The organism is Paenibacillus sp. ISL-20, from assembly GCF_018613005.1.
GTDB lineage: Bacteria > Bacillota > Bacilli > Paenibacillales > Paenibacillaceae > Paenibacillus_AQ.
Genome location: NZ_JAGGRD010000031.1, coordinates 35,923 through 56,655, shown reverse-complemented (window position 1 = coordinate 56,655; position 20,733 = coordinate 35,923). Strand labels below are relative to the sequence as shown.

The 20,733-nt window shown below is 51.1% G+C and carries 21 protein-coding genes; 14 read left to right on the top strand and 7 right to left on the bottom strand.

The annotated features are described in order from the left end of the window. Positions 1-232 precede the first annotated feature (232 nt). From J7E85_RS18935 to folE, 5 genes are all read left to right on the top strand, one after another. Positions 233-655 (top strand): GNAT family N-acetyltransferase, encoded by a 423-nt coding sequence (locus J7E85_RS18935; protein ID WP_076325907.1) that lies wholly within the window; start codon positions 233-235, stop codon positions 653-655. 204 nt (positions 656-859) lie between these two features. Continuing rightward, positions 860-1,462, top strand: coding sequence for a signal peptidase I (gene lepB, locus J7E85_RS18930; RefSeq protein ID WP_215160407.1), 603 nt, complete (start codon positions 860-862; stop codon positions 1,460-1,462). Positions 1,463-1,507: 45 nt separating this feature from the next. Beyond that, positions 1,508-3,355, top strand: coding sequence for a tRNA epoxyqueuosine(34) reductase QueG (gene queG / locus J7E85_RS18925; protein WP_215160405.1), 1,848 nt, complete (start codon positions 1,508-1,510; stop codon positions 3,353-3,355). A 136-nt stretch (positions 3,356-3,491) separates the two neighbouring features. After that, positions 3,492-3,728 carry a YneF family protein gene (locus J7E85_RS18920; protein WP_215160403.1) on the top strand — a complete coding sequence of 79 codons (237 nt, stop codon included), beginning with the start codon at positions 3,492-3,494 and terminating at the stop codon, positions 3,726-3,728. 122 nt (positions 3,729-3,850) lie between these two features. Beyond that, entirely contained in the window at positions 3,851-4,444 is a 594-nt protein-coding gene (folE, locus tag J7E85_RS18915) for a GTP cyclohydrolase I FolE (protein ID WP_071220880.1), read from the top strand. A gap of 110 nt (positions 4,445-4,554) precedes the next feature. Here the strand turns inward: folE and J7E85_RS18910 are convergent, their stop codons facing one another. From J7E85_RS18910 to J7E85_RS18890, 5 genes are all read right to left on the bottom strand, one after another. Then, the gene (locus tag J7E85_RS18910; RefSeq protein ID WP_076325903.1) at positions 4,555-4,827 is read right to left on the bottom strand and encodes a hypothetical protein; all 273 of its coding nucleotides are present in this window, start codon (positions 4,825-4,827) and stop codon (positions 4,555-4,557) included. Between the two features lie 33 nt (positions 4,828-4,860). Next, positions 4,861-6,135: a Tle-like phospholipase domain-containing protein gene (locus tag J7E85_RS18905; RefSeq protein WP_215160401.1), complete on the bottom strand. Its 1,275-nt coding sequence runs from the start codon at positions 6,133-6,135 to the stop codon at positions 4,861-4,863. Positions 6,136-6,207: 72 nt separating this feature from the next. Next, positions 6,208-6,486 (bottom strand): hypothetical protein, encoded by a 279-nt coding sequence (locus J7E85_RS18900; RefSeq protein ID WP_215160398.1) that lies wholly within the window; start codon positions 6,484-6,486, stop codon positions 6,208-6,210. Positions 6,487-6,955: 469 nt separating this feature from the next. Then, a complete protein-coding gene (locus J7E85_RS18895; protein WP_215160396.1) occupies positions 6,956-8,131 on the bottom strand; it encodes a Fe-Mn family superoxide dismutase in 1,176 nt (391 codons plus the stop codon). Between the two features lie 135 nt (positions 8,132-8,266). Beyond that, the gene (locus J7E85_RS18890) at positions 8,267-9,259 is read right to left on the bottom strand and encodes an alpha/beta fold hydrolase (RefSeq protein WP_194540909.1); all 993 of its coding nucleotides are present in this window, start codon (positions 9,257-9,259) and stop codon (positions 8,267-8,269) included. 221 nt (positions 9,260-9,480) lie between these two features. Between J7E85_RS18890 and J7E85_RS18885 the strand changes: the two genes are divergently transcribed. After that, the gene (locus J7E85_RS18885; protein ID WP_215160393.1) at positions 9,481-10,221 is read left to right on the top strand and encodes an IclR family transcriptional regulator; all 741 of its coding nucleotides are present in this window, start codon (positions 9,481-9,483) and stop codon (positions 10,219-10,221) included. Between the two features lie 181 nt (positions 10,222-10,402). On the opposite strand, the gene J7E85_RS18880 is transcribed toward J7E85_RS18885, so the two are convergent. Both J7E85_RS18880 and acnA read right to left on the bottom strand, forming a co-directional pair. Further along, the gene (locus J7E85_RS18880) at positions 10,403-10,558 is read right to left on the bottom strand and encodes a hypothetical protein (protein ID WP_215160390.1); all 156 of its coding nucleotides are present in this window, start codon (positions 10,556-10,558) and stop codon (positions 10,403-10,405) included. 182 nt (positions 10,559-10,740) lie between these two features. Further along, positions 10,741-13,458, bottom strand: a complete 2,718-nt coding sequence (gene acnA / locus J7E85_RS18875; RefSeq protein ID WP_215160388.1) for an aconitate hydratase AcnA — start codon at positions 13,456-13,458, stop codon at positions 10,741-10,743. 313 nt (positions 13,459-13,771) lie between these two features. On the opposite strand from acnA, the gene J7E85_RS18870 reads away from it, so the two are divergent. From J7E85_RS18870 to J7E85_RS18835, 8 genes are all read left to right on the top strand, one after another. Next, on the top strand, positions 13,772-14,794 hold the full coding sequence (locus J7E85_RS18870) for an amidase domain-containing protein (RefSeq protein WP_215160386.1): 1,023 nt from the start codon (positions 13,772-13,774) through the stop codon (positions 14,792-14,794). Positions 14,795-14,839: 45 nt separating this feature from the next. Further along, positions 14,840-15,934, top strand: a complete 1,095-nt coding sequence (locus J7E85_RS18865) for a D-alanine--D-alanine ligase (protein ID WP_215160384.1) — start codon at positions 14,840-14,842, stop codon at positions 15,932-15,934. 98 nt (positions 15,935-16,032) lie between these two features. After that, complete coding sequence (locus J7E85_RS18860; RefSeq protein WP_215160382.1) at positions 16,033-16,350, top strand: hypothetical protein; 318 nt, start codon at positions 16,033-16,035, stop codon at positions 16,348-16,350. Then, positions 16,347-17,348, top strand: a complete 1,002-nt coding sequence (gene uvsE / locus J7E85_RS18855; protein WP_215160380.1) for a UV DNA damage repair endonuclease UvsE — start codon at positions 16,347-16,349, stop codon at positions 17,346-17,348. Before J7E85_RS18860 ends, uvsE begins: the two co-directional genes overlap by 4 nt. 264 nt (positions 17,349-17,612) lie before the next feature. After that, entirely contained in the window at positions 17,613-18,476 is an 864-nt protein-coding gene (locus tag J7E85_RS18850; protein WP_251035837.1) for an inositol monophosphatase family protein, read from the top strand. A gap of 63 nt (positions 18,477-18,539) precedes the next feature. Then, the gene (locus J7E85_RS18845; protein WP_215160376.1) at positions 18,540-18,806 is read left to right on the top strand and encodes a hypothetical protein; all 267 of its coding nucleotides are present in this window, start codon (positions 18,540-18,542) and stop codon (positions 18,804-18,806) included. Positions 18,807-18,986: 180 nt separating this feature from the next. After that, positions 18,987-19,322 (top strand): hypothetical protein, encoded by a 336-nt coding sequence (locus J7E85_RS18840; protein WP_215160374.1) that lies wholly within the window; start codon positions 18,987-18,989, stop codon positions 19,320-19,322. A 74-nt stretch (positions 19,323-19,396) separates the two neighbouring features. Then, positions 19,397-20,659 carry an SGNH/GDSL hydrolase family protein gene (locus J7E85_RS18835; protein ID WP_215160372.1) on the top strand — a complete coding sequence of 421 codons (1,263 nt, stop codon included), beginning with the start codon at positions 19,397-19,399 and terminating at the stop codon, positions 20,657-20,659. The last annotated feature ends 74 nt before the right edge of the window (positions 20,660-20,733 follow it).

Sequence of the window (20,733 nt, the reverse complement as noted above, 5' to 3'; positions counted from 1 at the left end):
TCATTCAACAAAAATATGGAATATTATCCAGCCAAAATGATGAAAACGCTTCCTATAAAGCGCTTTCAGAAGAAAACTCGTGAATTTACGAGAAAGATGTGGTTTAATGGACAAGGAAAGAGGATTTTCGGGTTTTTTGTAGTAATATAAATGTCAGGTTTGCGTAAACGGAATACTAGATTTTTGTAAACCGGGTAAACCGCATCATGCTAACGAAAAGGGAGATTTTGAAATGCATGTTCGTTCCTTTCAGTTGAGTGACTGTAACCCCGTAACCGAGCTACTTCAGATTGCTTTATCGGAAGAATGCTACGAAAACACGATGGAGCCCTTCTCCAGGCAGCTTGCTTGGGATTCCGATCTTATTATGGTAGCTGAAGAAAACGGTGAAATCGTTGGTGCCTTAATCGGTACGATCGAACGCAATCATGGTTGTTATTACCGCATTGCCATTCATCCCGACTATCGTAGAAAAGGGATTGGCAAATCTTTGATTTCGGCAATGGAACAGCGTTTTCAATCACGGAAAGTCAGTCGGATTATGGTAGCCGGAGACGAGCACAACGCCGCAGCCATGCCATTTTATGAAGCCATGGGATACGGTGCCAGCCAAATCCTGCGGTCGTTCCAGAAGCTCAGTATCCTTGGTCAATAGTCGTAATGACAAAAGCGGTACATATGAGCGACGCAAACGGCGGCTTTAAGCTTCGACAGAGATAAGAAACGACATTTTTTCGATATGAAGCATATCTTTCAGCCGTTGCAAATGGGTGGGAGATATGCTTTTCTATTAATGTACCTTTTTTGAAGGTGCCGCCTTCGTTTTCCGGAGGTGAAATCGAAGTAAAGTAGGTGTAGCATGGGACAAGTGATTTCTCCGGATTCAACTGAGCATGGCGAGAACAACGAACCTCAGAATCAACCTGGCAAGAAGAACGGCTGGGCTGCCGAGCTTTGGGATTGGGTAAAGACGATTGCGATTGCATTTGTTATTATGGTGCTTCTAAATATGTTTGTGTTCAACCTGTCTATGGTTAAGGGTGAATCTATGCAGCCGACACTGGTAGCATCGGAGCGGCTATTTATTAATAAAGTGGTATATCGCTTTTCAGAACCGAGCCATGGCGATGTTATTGTACTTAAGGACCCGAGTGATGGCCCGGATAAGAAGGAGTTTCTGGTAAAACGTGTCGTGGGCGTACCTGGAGATACCATTGAGGTAAAGGACCAGAAGCTGTACGTAAACGGGGTTGCAAAGCAGGAAGGATATACCGATGTCCCGATCGAGGATCCTGGCTTTGAGCCTATAGTACTGGAAGAGGGCCGCTACTTCGTTATGGGAGATAACCGCCATCTTGGAAAGAGCAAGGACAGCCGCATGTTCGGCAGCGTGAAGGAAAGCGACATCGTAGGCAGAGCCGAATTTATTTTCTGGCCGTTGTCTGAGATCAAAAAGCTGTAACTGAAAAAAGACAGAACATCATCCCAGGAAAGGAGGCGCTGGAGAATGACCTACACACTCGGCTCGTACGCTCCTCCGCCTTCGGTATGGGAGGAGCTCAAGCAGGAGCTCAAGGCCGTTGCGCCGGAGCTCGGCATTGATGATATCGGCTTCGCTTCGGCGGAGCCGTTCCAATCCCTGAAGGGAATTTTGCAAAACCATCGGGATAAAGGGTATGAATCGGGCTTTGAGGAGTCGGATCTGGATAAGCGGGTTACTCCGGCCCTTCCCGGAACGGAGCCGATGTCCCTGATCGCCATCGCCATAACGTACCACTCCAAGATGGAGAACCCGCCCAAATCGGAGCCAGGTAAATACAGGGGGATTATGGCGCGGTCTGCTTGGGGAAGGGATTATCATCAGGTGCTCCGGGAGGCCATGAACCGTCTCGAGGAATACATTAAAGAACGCGTGCCGGATGCGAAGCTTGAAAGCATGGTGGACACCGGCGCGCTTGTCGACCGGGCGGTTTCACAGCGAGCCGGGATTGGCTTTAGCGCCAAGAACTGCTCCATCATCTCCCCGAAATTCGGTTCATGGATATTCCTTGGCGAAATGGTAACGAACATCCCGTTTCCTCCGGATACGCCGGTAACTGAGGATTGTGGGGAGTGCACCAAATGCATCGATGCTTGCCCAACCGGCGCCCTTGTCGGTCCAGGGCAGCTGAATGCCCAGCGCTGCGTTTCTTTTCTGACCCAGACCAAAGGGTTTCTGGACGAAGAGGCCATGCGCAAGATCGGCAACCGGCTGTATGGATGCGATACCTGTCAAATTGTTTGTCCGAAGAACCGGGGCAAGAGCTGGACTCATCAAGAGGACTTCAAGCCCGATCCTGAAAAAGCCAAGCCGCTGCTCCTGCCCATCCTGGATATGAGTAACCGGGAATTCAAGGAGGCATTCGGAGATACGTCGGCCGCATGGCGCGGCCGAAAGCCGATTCAGCGCAATGCTGTCATCGCGCTTGGCAACTTTAAAGATATTTCAGCCGTACCGAAGCTGAGCGAAGTACTGCTGAAAGACCCGCGCCCGGAGCTGCGGGGAACCGCTGCATGGGCTCTGGGCCGTATTGGAGGCGAAGAAGCGTTGAACAACTTAGAGAAAAGCATGAAATCAGAAGGGGATTCCCAAGTACGAGATATGCTGCAGCAAGCCTTGAATAAACTGAATGAACCGAGTGAGAAAGAAGCGTCTGACGGAGCTGCGGCTGCGGCTGTTGCTTCCTCCGCTAGAACTCCTGTTGCAGGTTCCTCTAATGGGGACAAGCCGGGACAGGAAAGTCCTGTTATTCAGGGAGTCGAGCCGATGGCCGTCCCTGAGGGAGGACCGGAAATGTTGTATTACGATGAACTTCAATCTCCGATTGGACCGCTGACGGTCTGCGCAACGGAGAAGGGATTATGTCTGATTGAATTTGGCAGCTTCTATGTGAAGGAAGCGGTCATCCAGCAGTGGTCACGGACCTGGGCCGGTAACGGCGGCTATCAGCGTGACGAGGCAAGATTAGCTCCTGCGATCACGCAGTTGAAGCAGTATTTTGCAGGGGAGCTGAAGGCGTTCGACGTACAGCTGGACATGCGTGGCACCTCATTCCAATTGCAGGTATGGGAAGCGCTGAAGTCCATTCCTTATGGAACGGTTTGTTCCTATAAGGATGTAGCCGAATCCATCGGGCGTCCAAAAGCGGTTCGTGCCGTGGGCGGGGCGAACAACAAGAACCCCGTTCCGATCATCGTGCCATGCCACCGGGTGGTAGGGGCCGATGGAGCCTTGATCGGCTATGCCGGCGGTCCGGAAATCAAGCGCACCTTGTTAACCATAGAAGGAGCCATGCCGGACCGGAAAGGGTCGTAGTTGACCAAGGCGTATCATCGGGCCTGTCTGCTGCCATGTATCTGTTATTTTCATTTGCTGTGACGAAAAGGACATGCTATGATAGGTTCGTGTATGCGCCATTAAATGGCAGATATTAGTAGAAGGTGGTCAAGTGATGGATATTGTCATTCCGATTATTACATTGATCGTGGGTCTGGTCGGCGGATTTTTCATCGGCGTATTCTATTTGCGCAAGCAATTGGAAAAGATGCAGAACGATCCGCAAATGCTGCAGAAGATGGCAAAACAAATGGGGTATAACATGAACGGCAAGCAGATGCAGCGTGCACAGCAAATGATGAAAAATCAGCCTGTGCCGGGTAAAGGGCAAGGCCGTAAACGCAAATCATAATGCAAGAAAGCCCACTCCCGTCTGAATAGATGACGGAGGGGCATTTCTATTTAAAAGGCCGCTAACAGCGGCTATAAGTTAACCGTTTGCTTTTTATATGGAACGAAAAAGGGGGATGTACTGTGGCGGGTGTAAAGGATTATGTAAACAATAAAGTCGGCGATAACCGAGAGCAGATCGAGTATCATGTAGAGCAAATATTGAAACTGATCGGTGAAGATCCCCAGCGTGAGGGACTCCTTGAGACACCGGCCCGTGTGACGCGGATGTATGAGGAGATCTTTGCGGGATACGAAGTGGATCCCAAGGATGTTCTCGGGGTTACCTTTGACGAGAATCATGAGGAATTGGTTATCGTAAAGGATATCGTATATTACAGCCAGTGCGAGCACCATATGGCGCCGTTCTTTGGTAAAGTCCATATCGGTTATGTCCCTAGCGGCAAAATCGCCGGCTTGAGCAAGCTGGCACGTCTGGTAGAGGCGGTTACCCGCCGTCTTCAGGTACAGGAACGTATCACCTCGCAAATCGCGGATATTATGGTGGAGGCGCTGCAGCCAAACGGCGTGATGGTCGTTGTGGAAGGCGAGCATCTGTGCATGTGCGCGCGCGGTGTGAAGAAGCCGGGCAGCAAGACGGTCACGTCAGCTGTACGCGGTACCTTCCAGAGTGATTCTGCACAGCGTTCGGAATTTCTGTCTTTGATTAAAGACTAACCATGATCCAGACGATCGAAAAAAGGCTTCGCCCACGGAGGCGAAGCCTTTTTTTGTGCTCAATAACAAAATGTGGGCTCATATGATAATCGATGTTGGGCAAGGGTGCCTCAAGAAGCGCCATCCACTTGTTTCATATATTGCACATACTGGATGAGTGCATGTTTTTGCTCCTCGATATCCCGGATGCGGCGGGACATCTCCATGAAGAACGTTTCAATCTGATCGCGCAGCACATTGGCGGATTGTCCCTTCCAATCCTGCAGACGGGCGTACATGACCCGTGCCTCCTGTTCGTCGGCCCGAATAGCTGCCAGCAGTCCTGACAGCTCGCGTTCGGCTTGAAGCAAATCATCAAGCTCCAGCAGAATCTCTCGACTCATCTCCATCCCTCCCGGTAGCTTTCGTATTGATGTTTATCCGCTGTTGTCTGTCCGTTCAAATAAATCCGCCTTGAATTTAATATATTGAACGATGTCGGTGGTATGCTGCAGATGCCATTGACTCATCGACATGATGGATGTATCCAGCTGCTGGACAATCGGCTGTAGACGCCTGCTGTGGCTGGAGAACATGTATTTGGAGAGGCGCCGCCGGATTCCCTGTATTTCGGCATCACTTTGATGGGCGTGTGCTCTCCATTTCTCGGCCACGCTTCGCAGCTCGGCAGGGGTCACCTGAATGGTTCCAGCTGAGCCTCCTGCGGAGCCGGCTATGGCTGCCAGCGAGCCCCCCAACCCTAAGCCCAGATTGCTCAGCGGCCCGCCAAGGCCAAACAAGAGATCGCTATGGGCAGGGATTCTGGGCGAATCAACGGCTTTGCCGGTAGCGCCGTCATACAGGGGATTAGAAATGTAGCCATTCTCGAATTGATAGCGGTCAAGCTGATGATAATTGGGGCCGCCCAGTGTATTATCAATTTTTTCTTTTATACTAAGCCCGTCATTGGCGTCTTTATAACTGGAGTCTATGTAATAGGTAGAACCAACGTGGCCATCGAAGCCGCCGAGCGCACCGCTGGCAATAATGTCGCCAGGATGGGCGAAATTAGTGATTTGAGAGTCGAATTCCCCGTTCTCTGCCTTTCTTCTAGCTTCAGGGGAGAGGCTTCCGATGACCGACGGAGCACTGAAGGTGACAGCCGACATGCCTGTATAGGTGGCAGCATATTGCGCATTGGCTCCCCCCAAGGAGTGACCCGTAAGGGTGAAATCAACGCCTTTGTATTTCTCCTTCATTTCCAGCGCATAATCCTCGGCTTGGTACAATTGGTTGGTTCCCCATATATCCGTTTTTTTATCGATCTTCCTCGATTGTTCACCGAACCAATCCGTGACATCGTTAATCCCCGTGACTTCTTTGACTTTGTCCACATGGTCCGCCCAAGGTGGCCGAAATTCCGGGATTTTTCTTTTGATCTCTTCAATGCCAATATCCGCATCAGCCAAATAATCGGGGAGAGCATGGGATAAGTCTTTGCCTGCCTCGGTGCCCCGGTATGCGATAACGGCCTGGTTCGTTTCCTTGTTGTAGAAAGTTACCGCATCAAAACCTGATATACTGTTGCTCTTATAGTCCTCAAGGACCTCCCATCCAGGCAAGTCCTCAACGGTATCTTCTTTTTTCAGATCGAGATAAGCCGCCTCTGACATCAATCGGTATGTCTCGTCATCCACTTGCGGTGAACTCAAATATACTCCCTCCTTAACATGACTCAGCAGGATCAGAACCTGTAGTTACAGCCAAATGGCAGCCACAACCCATCACTCGCCCTTAATCGCTTTTCTGAGCTCCGGGTTCATCACGAAGTTGGATGTCTCGCCTGTGTTGAAATCAACGGATATTTTAAAGGTTTGTTCAGGATGATCTACGACAAACCCTTCGAGGTTGACCTTGTCCGCTACGATCGAAGGCATCATCTCTTCTTTGGTAATCTCTACATCCAAGTCGTACTTCTCTTTAAAATGCTCAACGGCTGTGGTTTTAGCCTTCGTTATGACTTCGTCCGAGCTGTCGTCTGTAGTAGCTTGGTTATTGTTCACGGGCTGGCATCCTCCAACAATTAAAATGATAAGCACAAAAGCAATAATGAAAACACGTGATTTGAACCTACTGTTCACACTGACCCATCCCTTCAGTGGTGATGTTCTGCTCTTACAGGCAAACTGAATCTTGCAGTCTTAGCATGGATCGCATAAGATTCTCTTCCTTTTGCCTAGGCAATGTAGAAGCTGCATATCAAGCTCACTGTCATATCATAATCCAGCATATGGTAGCGTTCAACCGAATAAATAACCAGATATGTGGTAAAAAAGACCTAACAATAGGATCGGGTTATTCCTTAGCTTGAATAATCAAGTCCAATTCTGGACTCATGACCAAGTGCCCGGTTTCAAGAGTCACCCCCTTGAATAATGATAAGCCCTCCTTAAACTCCATAATGAAGTAAGGAGGGCTATAGACATCATACCCAATATTAACCAATGTGAAGCAGCCCGGCCAAGCTTTGAATTAAAAAGGCTTCCATTTCAGCTTGCTGGCATGCTTGAAGCGCTCCGCAACCTCCGGCCAGTAGACCACGTTCCACCAATCGTTGATGTAATCCTTGCGTTTATTTTGATGTTTAAGGTAGTAGGAATGCTCCCATACATCCAGAGCGAGGAGAGGGACGACATCCCACTGGGAGAGATTCTGATGTTTCTCGGCCTGCAAAATTTCAAGTCGATGGCTGCGCGGGCTCCAGACGAGGATTGCCCAGCCGCCGCCTTCCACTTTGTCTGCAGCCTCGCTAAAGTGCTTTTTAAAGCGATCGAAGCTTCCAAAATCCTTCTTGATCTGTTGGGCCAGCTCCCCGCCAGGCTCGCCACCGCCTCGTGGGTTCATAATGTTCCAGAAGATCGTGTGCAGATAGTGGCCGGCACCATGAAAAGCCAGCTCGCGCTCCCAATGCTTCACCAGCTCGAAATCGCCGCTTTTTCGGGCCTCCTCCAATTTCTTCTCCGCCTTGTTCAGACCATCGACATAGCTTTGGTGATGGATGTCGTGATGAATCCGCATGGTTTTCTCGTCAATATGAGGCTCCAGCGCATTATAAGCGTAAGGCAGTGGAGGAAGGCGGTGTCCGCCAATCGGTACGGCCTTGCCGCTGTCTCCCATACCTTGAATGGACAGTTCAGCCTCAGGGGGAGATGGGGGAGGGGAGGAGGCCTGGTGAAGCGTCATCGACTGCATCGGCATATCCACATCCATGAATCTTTCCAGCGCTCCGGCGGAGTTGAGCGTCTCCAGCGTGTTCATGAAGTATTCGGACTCCCGAATCACATGGTGCAGGACCGTGGCGGCGAGCGGAACTTTCTGAACAGCCTCACTATTCTCCTTTAATCCGTGGAGCTGGCGGATGAACTCTCTGGATTGCTCGCAGGAAGCGCGCAACAACTGCTCGACCTGGGCCAGCACTTGAGGCGAAGGAGGTGCGTCATAACGTAGAATGTGGCGCAGAAGTTCGTCTGCTGCTTTTTCCGTGTCAGCGAACACCACGGCCCATTGATCCAGCATCTTGACATAGACCGGCTCCAGATCCGGCACAATGGCTTTGATGAGCCCGGTATGCTTCCTTTCCTGATGCTTCCAATAACGAATCTCTTCGAGTAATCGTACCGGGAGCTTCGCTCCGTAAATAAATAACATGTCCGTTCCCTCCAGTATCAGGTTCACTAAACACACTATATTCAGTTAGCGGCCTGTATTATGAGGGGGAAATTAAAAATCCCCCGCTGCATCAAAGCGGCAGGGGGGGAGATGGATCGTATGATCAATAAAGCATCAGGATTCATCCGGAGTTTCGAGTTTTCCTAGAAAGGTGGATACTCTGCGCAGATATTCTTTAGGGTGCTCACGGAAGATAAGCTCATGATGCGCATCCTCTACAATCCAGGAATCCGAATCTGTATGGGTTTGATTGGAAGCAATCTTCTCGGCGATCGGGTAAGGTGCCTTATCGTCTTTCGTTCCGTGGATGAACAAGGTCGGGAACGGATAATCGTGCTTCTTCACTTCATTGTAAGGGATCTGATCCAGGCTTGTGCCGTTGAGCACAGGGAAGAGCAGCTCCAGAATCTCCAGGGACGGATGACGCGGGAGATTGATCTGGTTGTGAATATTGTGGTAAAGCGTGTCTGGCTCCAATAAAAAGGCGCTGTCCAGAATCATGGCATCCACATCCTTGGTCTCAAGCCCTGCCTGCAGCGCGGTACCCGCCCCCATGGAGAAGCCCCAGACGACAATTTGCTTCGCGCCGCGCTGCTTCACATGTTCAATGGCCCCGAGGAGCTGGCGCTTCTCCTCCTTGCCCCCGGTTGCCACTTCCTTGCTGGTCTGAGAGGCAAAGCCGTAGTCAAACATCAGCACATTAAAATTCATATTGTGCGCGTAATGGGCGATATCGTACATCGGTACCCAGGTTTCCTCCCGATTGGCGCCGTAACCATGGCTGAGCACGATGGTTTTGGAGGAGTTCTCGGCCGGGATATACCATCCATTTATATTTCGTTTGCCGTCAATGGAGTGGAACGTGATATTCTCGTAATTCATATCTTTAGCAAGCTTGGGATTGGAATAGAGCGGAGCAACCGTCGGATTCGACAAAACCCAAGCAATATAGGCATGAAGCGCAATAAAACAGAAAACAAGGAAAAAAACGACAGATAATAACAATGCTAATATAATATGCTTTAAACGAACCAAGCCCGTCGACAGCTCGGCCGGCGTGTCATTTAATTGGGAGAGTGGGGCATTACTACCAGTCGTTGTGCTCATAAGTGGCCCCTCCTTACCATATAGTCTGGATATGTTTCGTTAACATGAAAGAGTTGAAATTATAATAATCGTATGCCCGGATGCCTATAAAGTCAATGCAAATCCATAGATTGTAAGACAACTGTAAAGTCCCTGTCTCGATGGTTTACTTTTGAGAAGAATTCTCATATAATTCTTGTAACCAGGTTTCATACAATGAAACAGGAGAGGAGCTGGTCGGGATGGAAGATCGTAAATTAACGGTGCGTGCTGTAGAGCGGGCACTTGATATATTGATGTGTTTTACGAAAGAAAGTGAACTTGCCCTCACGGAGATTTCTTCCCTTATCGGATTACATAAAAGTACTGTACATCGGCTGCTAACAACGCTGGAAGACAAAGGATTCGTTGTGCGTAATAAAGAAACGGAGAAATATCGGCTCGGCTTGAAAATATGGGAGCTGTCTATGCATCTGTCCCAAAGCGACGACCCGGCGATTCGCCTTCTGCCCGCGATGGAAGCCTTGCGGGATCGGCTTGGGGAAACGGTGAGTTTGTATTTAAGAGACGGTTCGGATCGTCTTCGGATTCAAGCGGTTCAGAGCAACCAGGGCATTCGGCGGGTCGCCCAGGTCGGCGTACGACTGCCGTTGTCGGTTGGCGCCTCTAGCAAGGTTCTGGTGGCCTTTGCGCCACCGGCCGATCAGGAGGACCTGCTGAATGCGCCGGATTGGCCGGAGTCAGTTGATAGGATCGTTTATCGGCAGCAGCTGGCCGAAATACTGGAGAAGGGATACGCGATCAGTATCGAAGAGCGCGAGCCTGGGGCCGCTGCGGTATCCGTACCGATCTTTGACCGGAATGGTCAAGTGGCGGCAGCACTGTCGATGTCAGGGCCAGTCACCCGTCTGTCAGCGGAAACGCTCCGCGAACATGCGCCAATCCTGATGGAGGCGGCACGGGAAATGGGAATGATGATTTAATTCATTCTATTGCCGGAGTGCGGACAGCATCACTATAAGTTATTGAATGACCGGGAGGCTCCATGTGATACAGCCGCCCGGTTATTTTTAGAATCAAAAAGGACCGTTCCCTACAATCTTGGTGATTGGGGACACGGTCCTTTTGTTGTGACGGCTCAACTAGATAATAGGTAAGCGTCGCTTAGGTCAGCTTCATATTCTTTTCCTTCATTTTCTGATTGAGGATCTCTTGAAAGGTGAGGGGTTTATCTTTCGCTTCCTCTCTTTTGGGTGCAGCCACCGGCTGCGGCCGTTGGTATTGATGATGGAGCGATGTCATCGTATGTATTTTGATCATAGGTACCTTCCTCCTAGGTCTGGATTTCCGCGAATGTTTTTTACCCATTAACCTCCATGGCATCATTCGAAACGGAGTTTCCAATATTCAGGAAAAAAGTACCGGAAAATAACAAAATCCCCATCATCCATGCACGGATGATGGGGATTTTTTACTAAGGCCAAATCACCTATAAGAATGCCTTATTGGTTCGATGCGATCATTTGACGCAGTACCGTTTGGAGGATACCTCCATTATGGTAGTAATCCACGTCCACCATGCTGTCGAGACGGGCGATAGCTTGGAACTCGAATTGGGTTCCGTCTTCGCGCGTAGCGACAACCGTCAATTCCTGGCCTGGCTTCACGTCGTTGCTGAGGCCCAGGATATCGAATGTCTCGCGGCCGTTCAGACCAAGGCTTTTCCAGCCATGACCTTCCTGGAACTGGAGCGGAAGAACGCCCATGCCCACAAGGTTGGAGCGGTGAATACGCTCGAAGCTTTCAGCCAGTACAGCTTTGACACCGAGGAGATAGGTCCCTTTTGCCGCCCAGTCACGGGAGCTTCCTGTACCGTATTCTTTACCTGCGATAACGACGAGGTTCTGTCCGCCTGCTTGATAATTCATCGAAGCGTCATAGATGGACATCACTTCTTCCGTTGGCAGGTAAGTCGTTACGCCGCCTTCCGTACCTGGAGCTACCTGGTTACGGATCCGGATGTTAGCGAAGGTACCGCGCATCATGACTTCGTGGTTACCACGGCGGGAGCCGTAGGAGTTGAAGTCTTTGCGTTCAACGTTGCGGTCGCTCAGATATTTGCCGGCAGGGCTGTTGGTTGCAATGTTACCCGCTGGGGAGATATGGTCCGTTGTAACGGAATCGCCCAAGAGAGCAAGCACGCGCGCTTCTTTGATGTCCTGGATGTCGTTCAAGCCGTTGCCGAGGCTTTCGAAGAATGGCGGGTTCTGAATGTAAGTGGATTGATCGTCCCACTCGTACAGCTCGCCTTCAGGAACAGGAATCTTGTTCCAACGCTCATTGGCTGTGAACACATTCTGGTACTTCTCACGGAAAGCGTCAGGGCTAACGGCTTGACCGATCGCTTCGCGGATTTCCGCGCTCGTTGGCCAGATGTCTTTCAGATATACAGGCTCATTGTTCGGATCGTAGCCGATCGGCTCGTTCTGCAGGTCGATGTTCATTGTGCCTGCCAGGGCGTAAGCCACAACCAGCGGCGGCGAAGCCAGGTAGTTGGCTTTGACTTGAGCATGCACGCGGCCTTCGAAGTTACGGTTACCCGACAATACGGCGGCTACCGTCATGTCGTTGTCGGTAATCGCTTCGCTCACTTCATCCGGCAATGGACCGGAGTTACCGATACAAGTTGCGCAGCCATAGCCTGCAACATAGAAGCCAAGAGCTTCAAGGTAGTGCAAGAGACCGGACTTCTCGAGGTAGTCGGTTACGACAAGGGAACCTGGAGTCAAGCTGCTCTTCACATAGCCGGGCTTTGTCAGGCCGCGTTCAACGGCTTTTTTCGCCAGGAGACCTGCGCCGAGCATAACGCTTGGGTTTGACGTGTTCGTACAGCTGGTGATGGCTGCGATAACAACTGCACCCGTTCCCATTTCACTGGTAGAGCCGTCTTTATGATTGACTTTAACGGTTTCCGCGATTTTCTCATCGCTGAGGCCGTATCCGCCTTTGTCGATTGGCGTACGGATGATATCGTTAAAGTTTTGTTTCATGTTGGTCAGCTCGATACGGTCCTGCGGACGCTTTGGTCCAGCCAAGCTTGGTACAACCGAAGCGAGATCCAATTCGATTACATCGGAGAACTCAGGGTCCGGTGTATCTGCCGTACGGAACATGTTTTGCGCTTTATAGTAGCTCTCCACAAGCTCAACCTGCTCGTCGGTGCGGCCCGTATTGCGGAGATAAGCCAGGGTTTCACTATCAACCGGGAAGAAGCCGATGGTAGCGCCGTATTCTGGAGCCATGTTGGCTACCGTTGCACGGTCAGCCAGGCTGATGTTAGCAAGGCCCGGTCCGTAGAATTCTACGAATTTGCCTACAACGCCTTTCTTACGGAGAAGCTCGGTTACCGTGAGGGCAAGGTCGGTCGCTGTTGCGCCTTCCGCCAGACTGCCTGTCAGCTTGAAACCGATAACTTCAGGTGTTACAAAATACAGCGGTTGGCCGAGCATACCGGCTTCCGCCTCGATACCGCCGACGCCCCAGCCCACAACGCCAAGGCCGTTGATCATGGTTGTATGGGAGTCCGTACCTACGAGGGAGTCAGGGAAGACAAGCGTCTCACCGTCAACCGTCTTTGTAGCTGCTACGGAAGCAAGGTACTCCAGGTTAACCTGGTGAACGATACCCGTTCCCGGAGGAACTGCGCGGAAGTTGTTGAATGCCGTTTGAGCCCAGCGAAGGAAGCGGTAACGCTCTTCGTTACGCTCAAATTCAAGCTTCATATTCGTTTCAAGGGCTTGGTCAGTACCAAAAGCGTCAACCATGACGGAGTGGTCGATAACGAGGTCAACCGGAACGAGAGGGTTGATCTGTTTAGGGTCGCCGCCGGATTTCTTAACGGTGTCACGCATAGCTGCAAGGTCAACGACAACCGGAACGCCAGTGAAGTCCTGCAGCACGATACGGGCAGGAATGAACGGAATTTCCTTGTTGTTGTCGCGTCCTTCATTCCACTTGGACAAGAGTTTTACGTGATCCTCGGTAATTGCGCGTCCGTCGAACTGACGTACGGCAGCTTCCAGCAGTACCCGAATGGAGAAAGGAAGCTTGGATACATTGCCGTATCCTTGCTCTTCGAGCGCTTGCAGGCTGAAATAACGGTAACTTTTACCACCCACCTCGAGGTTACGGGAGATGGAGAATTGATCCTTTGCTGGCATTGATGAACCTCCTTAAGTCATTTCATAAATCGAATAAAAGTGTGAGTTAAATCCTCTGCGGTTTCACTAGGTGAAACCTAATTTCATAAATTAACTACTTTAAGTATACCGTTTTCAACTCGCTGCGTAAAGCACTTTTTATAGAAGAAAAGGATTTCAAAAAGGTGAAAACAAGCCCGTTTTTAACCCGGATGCAGCCGCTGTGAACCCGGTGTTTCTGTATTCTCTTGACCGAAGTTCATAGCCTGGAGATTTTCTTCATATAGTTGTGATAGGGAACAGCGTGAAAGGCAAGGTTAGAGGAGGAGAGTAGATGAACAGTCTGAAGCAAGCAGAGAAGCCTTGGAAGCAAGCTCTATATATTTACGTCAATCAATATAACCAAAATCGCGTGGACTATTCTTCAGGCCTGAAAGAGCAGATTGTAGCGGACCTGAATTTCCTGGTAGAGAGAGGAGAAAGGCAGTTTCGGCTGCAGACGTGGTATGCGCAGCGGGAGGCAACGCCGCTTAAGAGCGAGACTCGTGCCCGCCTCCTGCGCATCCTGAGGGAGACGGAGGATGATGTGGTCGCGGACGTGCGGCTTCACAGCGTATTTTATTATGAAAAAAGAGGGATGACGCACCGGGAAGATACGGTTTTTAGGGAGCGGCTGACGCTGATCCGGGACGGGGATGCCTGGTTGATCGTTGGCATTGAACGTCTGCAGGATGAACGCCACCCCCTGCAAAGAGCCGATGTTCCGGCAGCAGTCGCGGATGGGGCTGGAAGAGAGCCGTCCACTCCCTTTATGAACGGGCGCGTATACGCTGCCGGCAGCAGCCCGCGGTCCGGCCGTTACGAGCGCGAAGCCGCAGCTGCTTATGCCGATCATTGGTGGGATTCCGGGAATCCGGAGTTTGAGGAATTTGACGTGGATTGCACGAATTATATCTCCCAGTGCCTCTTTGCAGGCAAAGCCCCAATCCACTATACTGGTAAAAGAGAAACGGGATGGTGGTACAAGGGGTACGTAAACAAACGCGAATGGTGGAGCTACAGTTGGGCGGTATCGAACAGCTTTGCGCATTATTTGAACGCCAGTACCTCGGGGCTGCGGGCCGAGCGGGTGGAGCGTCCCGAACAGCTGATGCTGGGAGATGTCATCGTGTACGACTGGGACGGTGACGGTGCGTTTCAGCACAGCACTATCGTGACGGCGTTTGACGCAGGCGGCATGCCGCTGGTTAATGCACATACGGTGTCCAGCCGCCATCGCTATTGGGACTACCGGGATTCCTACGCTTGGAACGATAACACCGAATACCGGTTTTACCATATCCCCGATTATTTTTAAGATGACAGCATGTCATGCTGCAATACGGACAAGAGAGAGGTTAACATGGGACAGGATAAATTGACGGTTGGTTTAATATACGGGGGGAAATCCGGCGAGCACGAGGTGTCGCTATCCACGGCATTCGCGGTGATGAACGCTTTTGATTATGATAAATATGAGATTGTTCCGTTTTATATTTCCAAGCAGGGTACCTGGAGAATCGGCAGCAAGCTGTCGGCTCCTTTTGCCCAGTTGGAGGAATTGAAGCTGGCTGAAGGGGAAGGCACGCAAACAGCACTGAACGCCGTGTTCAGCAGATTGTATGGCCAAGAGACGCAGGCGGTGGATATTATGTTCCCGCTTCTTCACGGGACGTTTGGGGAGGACGGAACGATTCAGGGACTGTTCGAAATGGCGGATATTCCTTATGTGGGAACCGGTGTACTTGCGTCGGCTGCGGGGATGGATAAAGTCGTGATGAAGAAGCTCTTCGCCCAAGCGGGATTACCGCAATGCGAGTACTGTTATTTCACTCGTACCCAGTGGGAGCGGAGCCAGCATGAAGTGCTGAAGGATATCGAGGACAAACTCGGATTCCCGAGCTTCGTCAAGCCGGCTAACCTGGGCTCAAGCGTCGGGATATCCAAGGCTAAGAACCGGGAGCAGCTTAAGGCGGCGATTGAATCCGCGCTCCGGTTCGATGACAAGATTATCGTTGAAGAGTTCGTGGATGCGCGCGAAGTGGAGGTCAGCGTGCTTGGCAATGATGAGCCGATGGCATCCGTTCCGGGTGAAATTGTCTCTTCCAGTGAATACTACGACTATGCGGCCAAATATACGGATGGACAGTCACAGATGCAAATCCCGGCCGAGATCGAGCCGGATACGGCTGATCGTCTGCGCGACCTCGCCATTACCGCATTCAAAGCGATTGAAGGCGGCGGCATTACTCGGGCCGACTTCTTTGTCCGCCGTTCGGACGGCGCGATTCTGATCAATGAAGTGAACACGATGCCGGGCTTTACACCGTACAGCATGTACCCGCTTCTGTGGCGGGAAACGGGCATGTCCTACCGCGAGCTGCTTGACCGGATGATCGAGTTGGGTCTTGAGCGGTACAACCGCAAGCAATCCCTAATTTATGAGAACCAGGCGTAAGCCGTCACAATAGGATATGAAACACCAGGGGGAGTCCGCGCTATTCATTACGGCTCCCCTTGAGTCTAATATTTTGGGATGAAAGGAAGATACGTAATATGGGATTTCAAACCGAGTTCAATTCCGTTTGTAAGTTTAAGAGTGAGCAGGAGCTCTATGAGCTGCTGGAATATGGCCGCGGTAAAATGCTGAAGGATGGGCTTCGGGTATTTCCAACAGGACAGAAGGTCATTGCTTATACGCCGGATAATCAGGCGGTGGCAATCGTTCTGATCACCGCATGCGTATCGGAGATTAACTTCCAGGGCCGCGAGGTCACTTCGGTCGAGCTGCAACTGATCCGCAAATTGACCGAAGAGGAAGTACGCGTACAGACAGCCCTCGCTCACGAAATGTTCTTTGGAGATCATGCATGATTGTTCGTTTCGGTTATGTAGCCATGTCCACGGTTGTGCAGAATGCTTCTCCTTCCAAGACGATGACTATGAAAAGTTTTATGAAGCTGAATGACCGTGAGGCCGGCCTACACAAACTGGAGCGGATCGCGAATGAGAACCTACATAATACCCTTCGGCTTCTGAAGCATAATGCGGCTCACGATATCAAGGTGTACCGCTTCTCGTCCAAGCTGATTCCGCTGGCCACACATAATGACATGCGGGACTGGGATCCATTCCCGGCTTTGCGGGAAGGCTTTCAGGCCATTGGGGAATTCGTGAAAAAGCACGGGATGCGGGTGTCCTTTCATCCGGATCATTTCACGGTGCTAAGCACGCCGCGCCCCGAGGTGCTGGTCAATTCGGTTCGCGACTTGGAGTCGCACGTCCATATGCTGCAGGCGATGGACCTGCCTGCTTCCATGAAAAATAACATTCACATCGGCGGCGCTTATGGAGACAAGCCTTCGGCAGCGGCCCGATTCGTTGAGCATTTTCATGAGCTTGAAGCGCATATCAAGGAACGGCTGACCCTTGAAAATGACGATAAAACCTTTACTGCGCAGGAAACGCTGGCCGTATGTCGGCAAACGGGGCTGCCGATGGTGCTGGATATCCATCATCAGTGGGTCAATAATGATGGCGAGGCGCCTTGGGAACTGTGGCCGGATATTCTTCGCACCTGGGAGACGCCGCTAGCGCAGGCGGATTCGGACCGGGCGCACCCGCTGCCGCCCAAGATTCATGTATCGAGTCCCAAGAGCAAGGCCGATATCCGCAGTCATGCGGATGGGGTGGATGTCGTGCCATTGCTGGCGTTTTTACGGAATATTGCGGGGTATACGCCGAAGGTGGACGTCATGATTGAAGCGAAGATGAAGGATGGAGCCTTGTTTGATCTGATGAAGGATTTGGGAGATTATACGGCAGAGGGCGTAACCATTCTCGACGGTGCCTCCATCCAAGTGAACCCTTAACCCGACAAGATGAGCTTGTTAACACTTGCAAGTTGATGGATTTTGGGTTACGTTGGAAGTATCCAAACAGAGATTCCCCTTAACACATGACATCGGATAAAAAAGTTCGTTCTCGCCAAGCATTCAGGTGCACAGCATAGGACGGACTTTTATTGAAATAGGCGGAATTTTCGCGTGGCTGCCCTTTCGATTACAGCAATGACTGAATAGGATGTAGGGATTGTCAAAAATCACTAGATTGATATAGAAAGTAGAGTGAATGCTTTGAACGAGAATGAAAAGATTCCTTATGTTGTCAGCAGTAAGAGCTACACCGCCGTTGCGATTAATTGCGCCGCCAAAGCGGGAGAGTGGATTAAGAGCAAACTCGGTACTGTCAAGCAGTTGAGCACCAAGTCTTCGGCACAGGATATCGTAACCGAGGTGGACAAAGGCGCGGAGCAGATGATCCGCAAGCTGATCTTGACGCACTTTCCGGATCATGCGATTCTCGGAGAAGAAGGGGTTGCCCCGGGCACCGATGCCTATGTGAAGGCGCTCGAGGACGCCAAGGACGAAGAGTATCTCTGGATTATCGACCCTGTGGACGGAACGACGAACTATGTTCACGGATTTCCGTTTTACTCCGTGTCGATTGCACTGGCTCATCATGGTGAAGTCATTGTCGGCGTTATTTACGATCCTTCCCGGGACGAGTTGTTTGTTGCGGAAAAAGGAAAAGGAGCCTACGTTCACGGCAACCCTACCTATGTTTCCAAGGAGGATCAATTGTCGGACAGCTTGCTGGCCACGGGCTTCCCGCTGGACAGCACGGTCAACCTGCCGCTGAATATGGCTGAGCTGCAGGCGCTGTTGCCGATGGTTCGCAATGTAAGAGCCAGCGGCTCCGCTGCGCTTCATCTTGCTTATGTGGCTGCCGGCCGGCTCAGTGGATATTGGGAGCACGGCTTGAGCGCTTGGGATGTTGCCGCAGGCGCGCTATTGGTTCAGGAGTCCGGCGGTAAAGTAACCGATACGGAAGGAAAGCCATACGATCTGTCGGTGCGTCATTTGGCGGCAACCAACGGGCTGATTCATCAGCGTTTTCTGGATACACTAAAAGACGCGGGCGAGGCTTTGGTTCGCTAACGACCCGGGACAACAGAGGAATGCAGATCACTTACAACCGTTTGATAAAGGAGTGTGCTTACGATGAATGAGAAGTCGGATCAGGATTTGGAGCGCCAGCTCAGCGAGCTGTTAACGGATGGTGAGATGGAGAAGAAGGATCGGGAGAAGGAGGAGCGCAGGCTTCTCTCTCCGAAATACGAGATCCGGATTCAGACGCATCTCGATCCTATTGTGGAAGAGACGCAGAAATACCGCAGCATGGCGAAGGAAGTGGATGATCGCTATGATAAGTACATGGATAAGGCAGTTAAGAAGGATAAGCCTGAGGATCCAGGTGAAGAAGCTTGATAGCGCTTTAAGGGATGTTTATGAAACGAGAGCATCTTTATTTGTTAAAGGCCTGAACCAGGAATGGACAGCATAGAGCGAGCTGTCCATTTTTTTATGATCACTAGTCAAGGTAACACTTCTCAAGATGGCTCAAGTTGAAGTCAGGAGGTTTGACCTTGTCCATAGGGGGAGAGCGCGGTGCGAATTCGGCTTCAAATTTATCATGTTCTGGGAGGCGCATCAGGGGCAGCCTCCATGATGTTGTGGTGCATCCTAATCTTCTTCAACCCATATTCCGATGAGTTCAGCTGGAAGCCGGCCTTAACTACGTTCGTTATGCTGTTTCTTCCAGCCAGCTTGGCGATGCTCGGGGTTATTTATTCCTACCGCTTGCTGCTGTTGGTAGCCTTTGGATGGTCGATACTGCCAAGCCTGTATCTGGCAGCCACGCCTGGGATCTTTGCTTGGTTTGGAGCTACATCCCTCGGCTACCTATTCGCGTATCTTCTCATGAAACCCTATCGTCTTGGTTGATTCGGTACCATTCGCAGGTTGCCGGTGGTAAAATAAGGCTGTATCAAGATAATTGACGTTAAGGGAGTGAAGGCATGTTCAAACAATGGAAGAAGGGGCTGGCGGCAATAACCGGCACCTTGACGCTCGCGGTGGCACTGGTTGGACAGGGCGTTGCGCCGGCTTTTGCCGATGAGGTTACAGCCAAGGATACATACCGTATTGTAGCGTTGGGGGACTCGCTGACCGTTGGGTATGAGCCGGGAATGGATCTGAACAGCAAACCTTACGGTTTTGTTGACCGGTTGTATGAGCAGGGTTTGTTCCACGGCCGGACCGAGGTAACGAATCTGGGGATCGGCGGCCTGAAAACCGATGGGCTGAACCATTACGTCAAGGCCGTCTTGGATGAACGCGCGATTACGGCAGAGGAGCTGCAGCCAGGGCTCAGCGGCATTGATCCGCGCACCAAGCAGATGGGCGCTGACGCAGCGAAAGCCAAGCCGATCATCGCCAATGCGGATCTGATTACCATTACCATCGGCGGCAATGACATGATGAGTCTAGTCAGTACCGTGGAAACATTAAGCGACGAACAGCTGAAAGCAAAGATGCAGGAACTGTTCAAGACCTATACGGATAATGTCTCATCCGTCATTACCAACTTGCATGCCATCAATCCTGATGCCTCTATCGTGGTGGCGGATCAATACAATCCGGTGCCCAAAGTCGCTGACGAGGTCGCATACGCCAAATTGCTTGCAGCATCTGGAGAGTTCACGAAGCTGGTGGAAGGCGTAGCTGACAGTTTTGCAACTCAGGGCGTAAACATCAAGGTAGCCCATGTTGCGAAGAAATTCGTGGGCTCCGAGCTGACGATGACCCATATCCTGAAAGACGATATTCATCCGAACCAATATGGATACGAGACCATGGCCGGCGTGTTAGCAGAGACGATCTGGGGCAGCTACAAGGATGCCGCTGTTCAGGAACAGGGGCAGCCGATGCGCATCATCGTGAAGGGGCAGGAGCTGAACACGCCATATAAGCCGATCCTTCGCGATAACCTGAATTACGTCGCGATACAGGATATCGTAAATGCAGTGGGAGCGACGACCACATGGGAAAATAAAACGTCCAGTGCAACGATTACGTTCGGAAATCAGACGGTGGTGGTGAAGATCGGTGCCAAAACCGTTCAAGTTAACGGAACGGCGGTACCGATCGATACGCCGGCTTTCCTGCAAAAGGTTGGGAAAGAAGATAAAACTTACGTTCCGCTCGCGGTGATTGCATCCGGTCTTGGTTTTGATGTTCAATACAGCACCAAATTGCGTACCGCATTCATTAATTTGTAATCCCATAAGCAAGCTGCATCGGCTGGAAGGAGTCGATGCAGCTTTTTTTGTTGTAATTACCGATTGTGGTGATG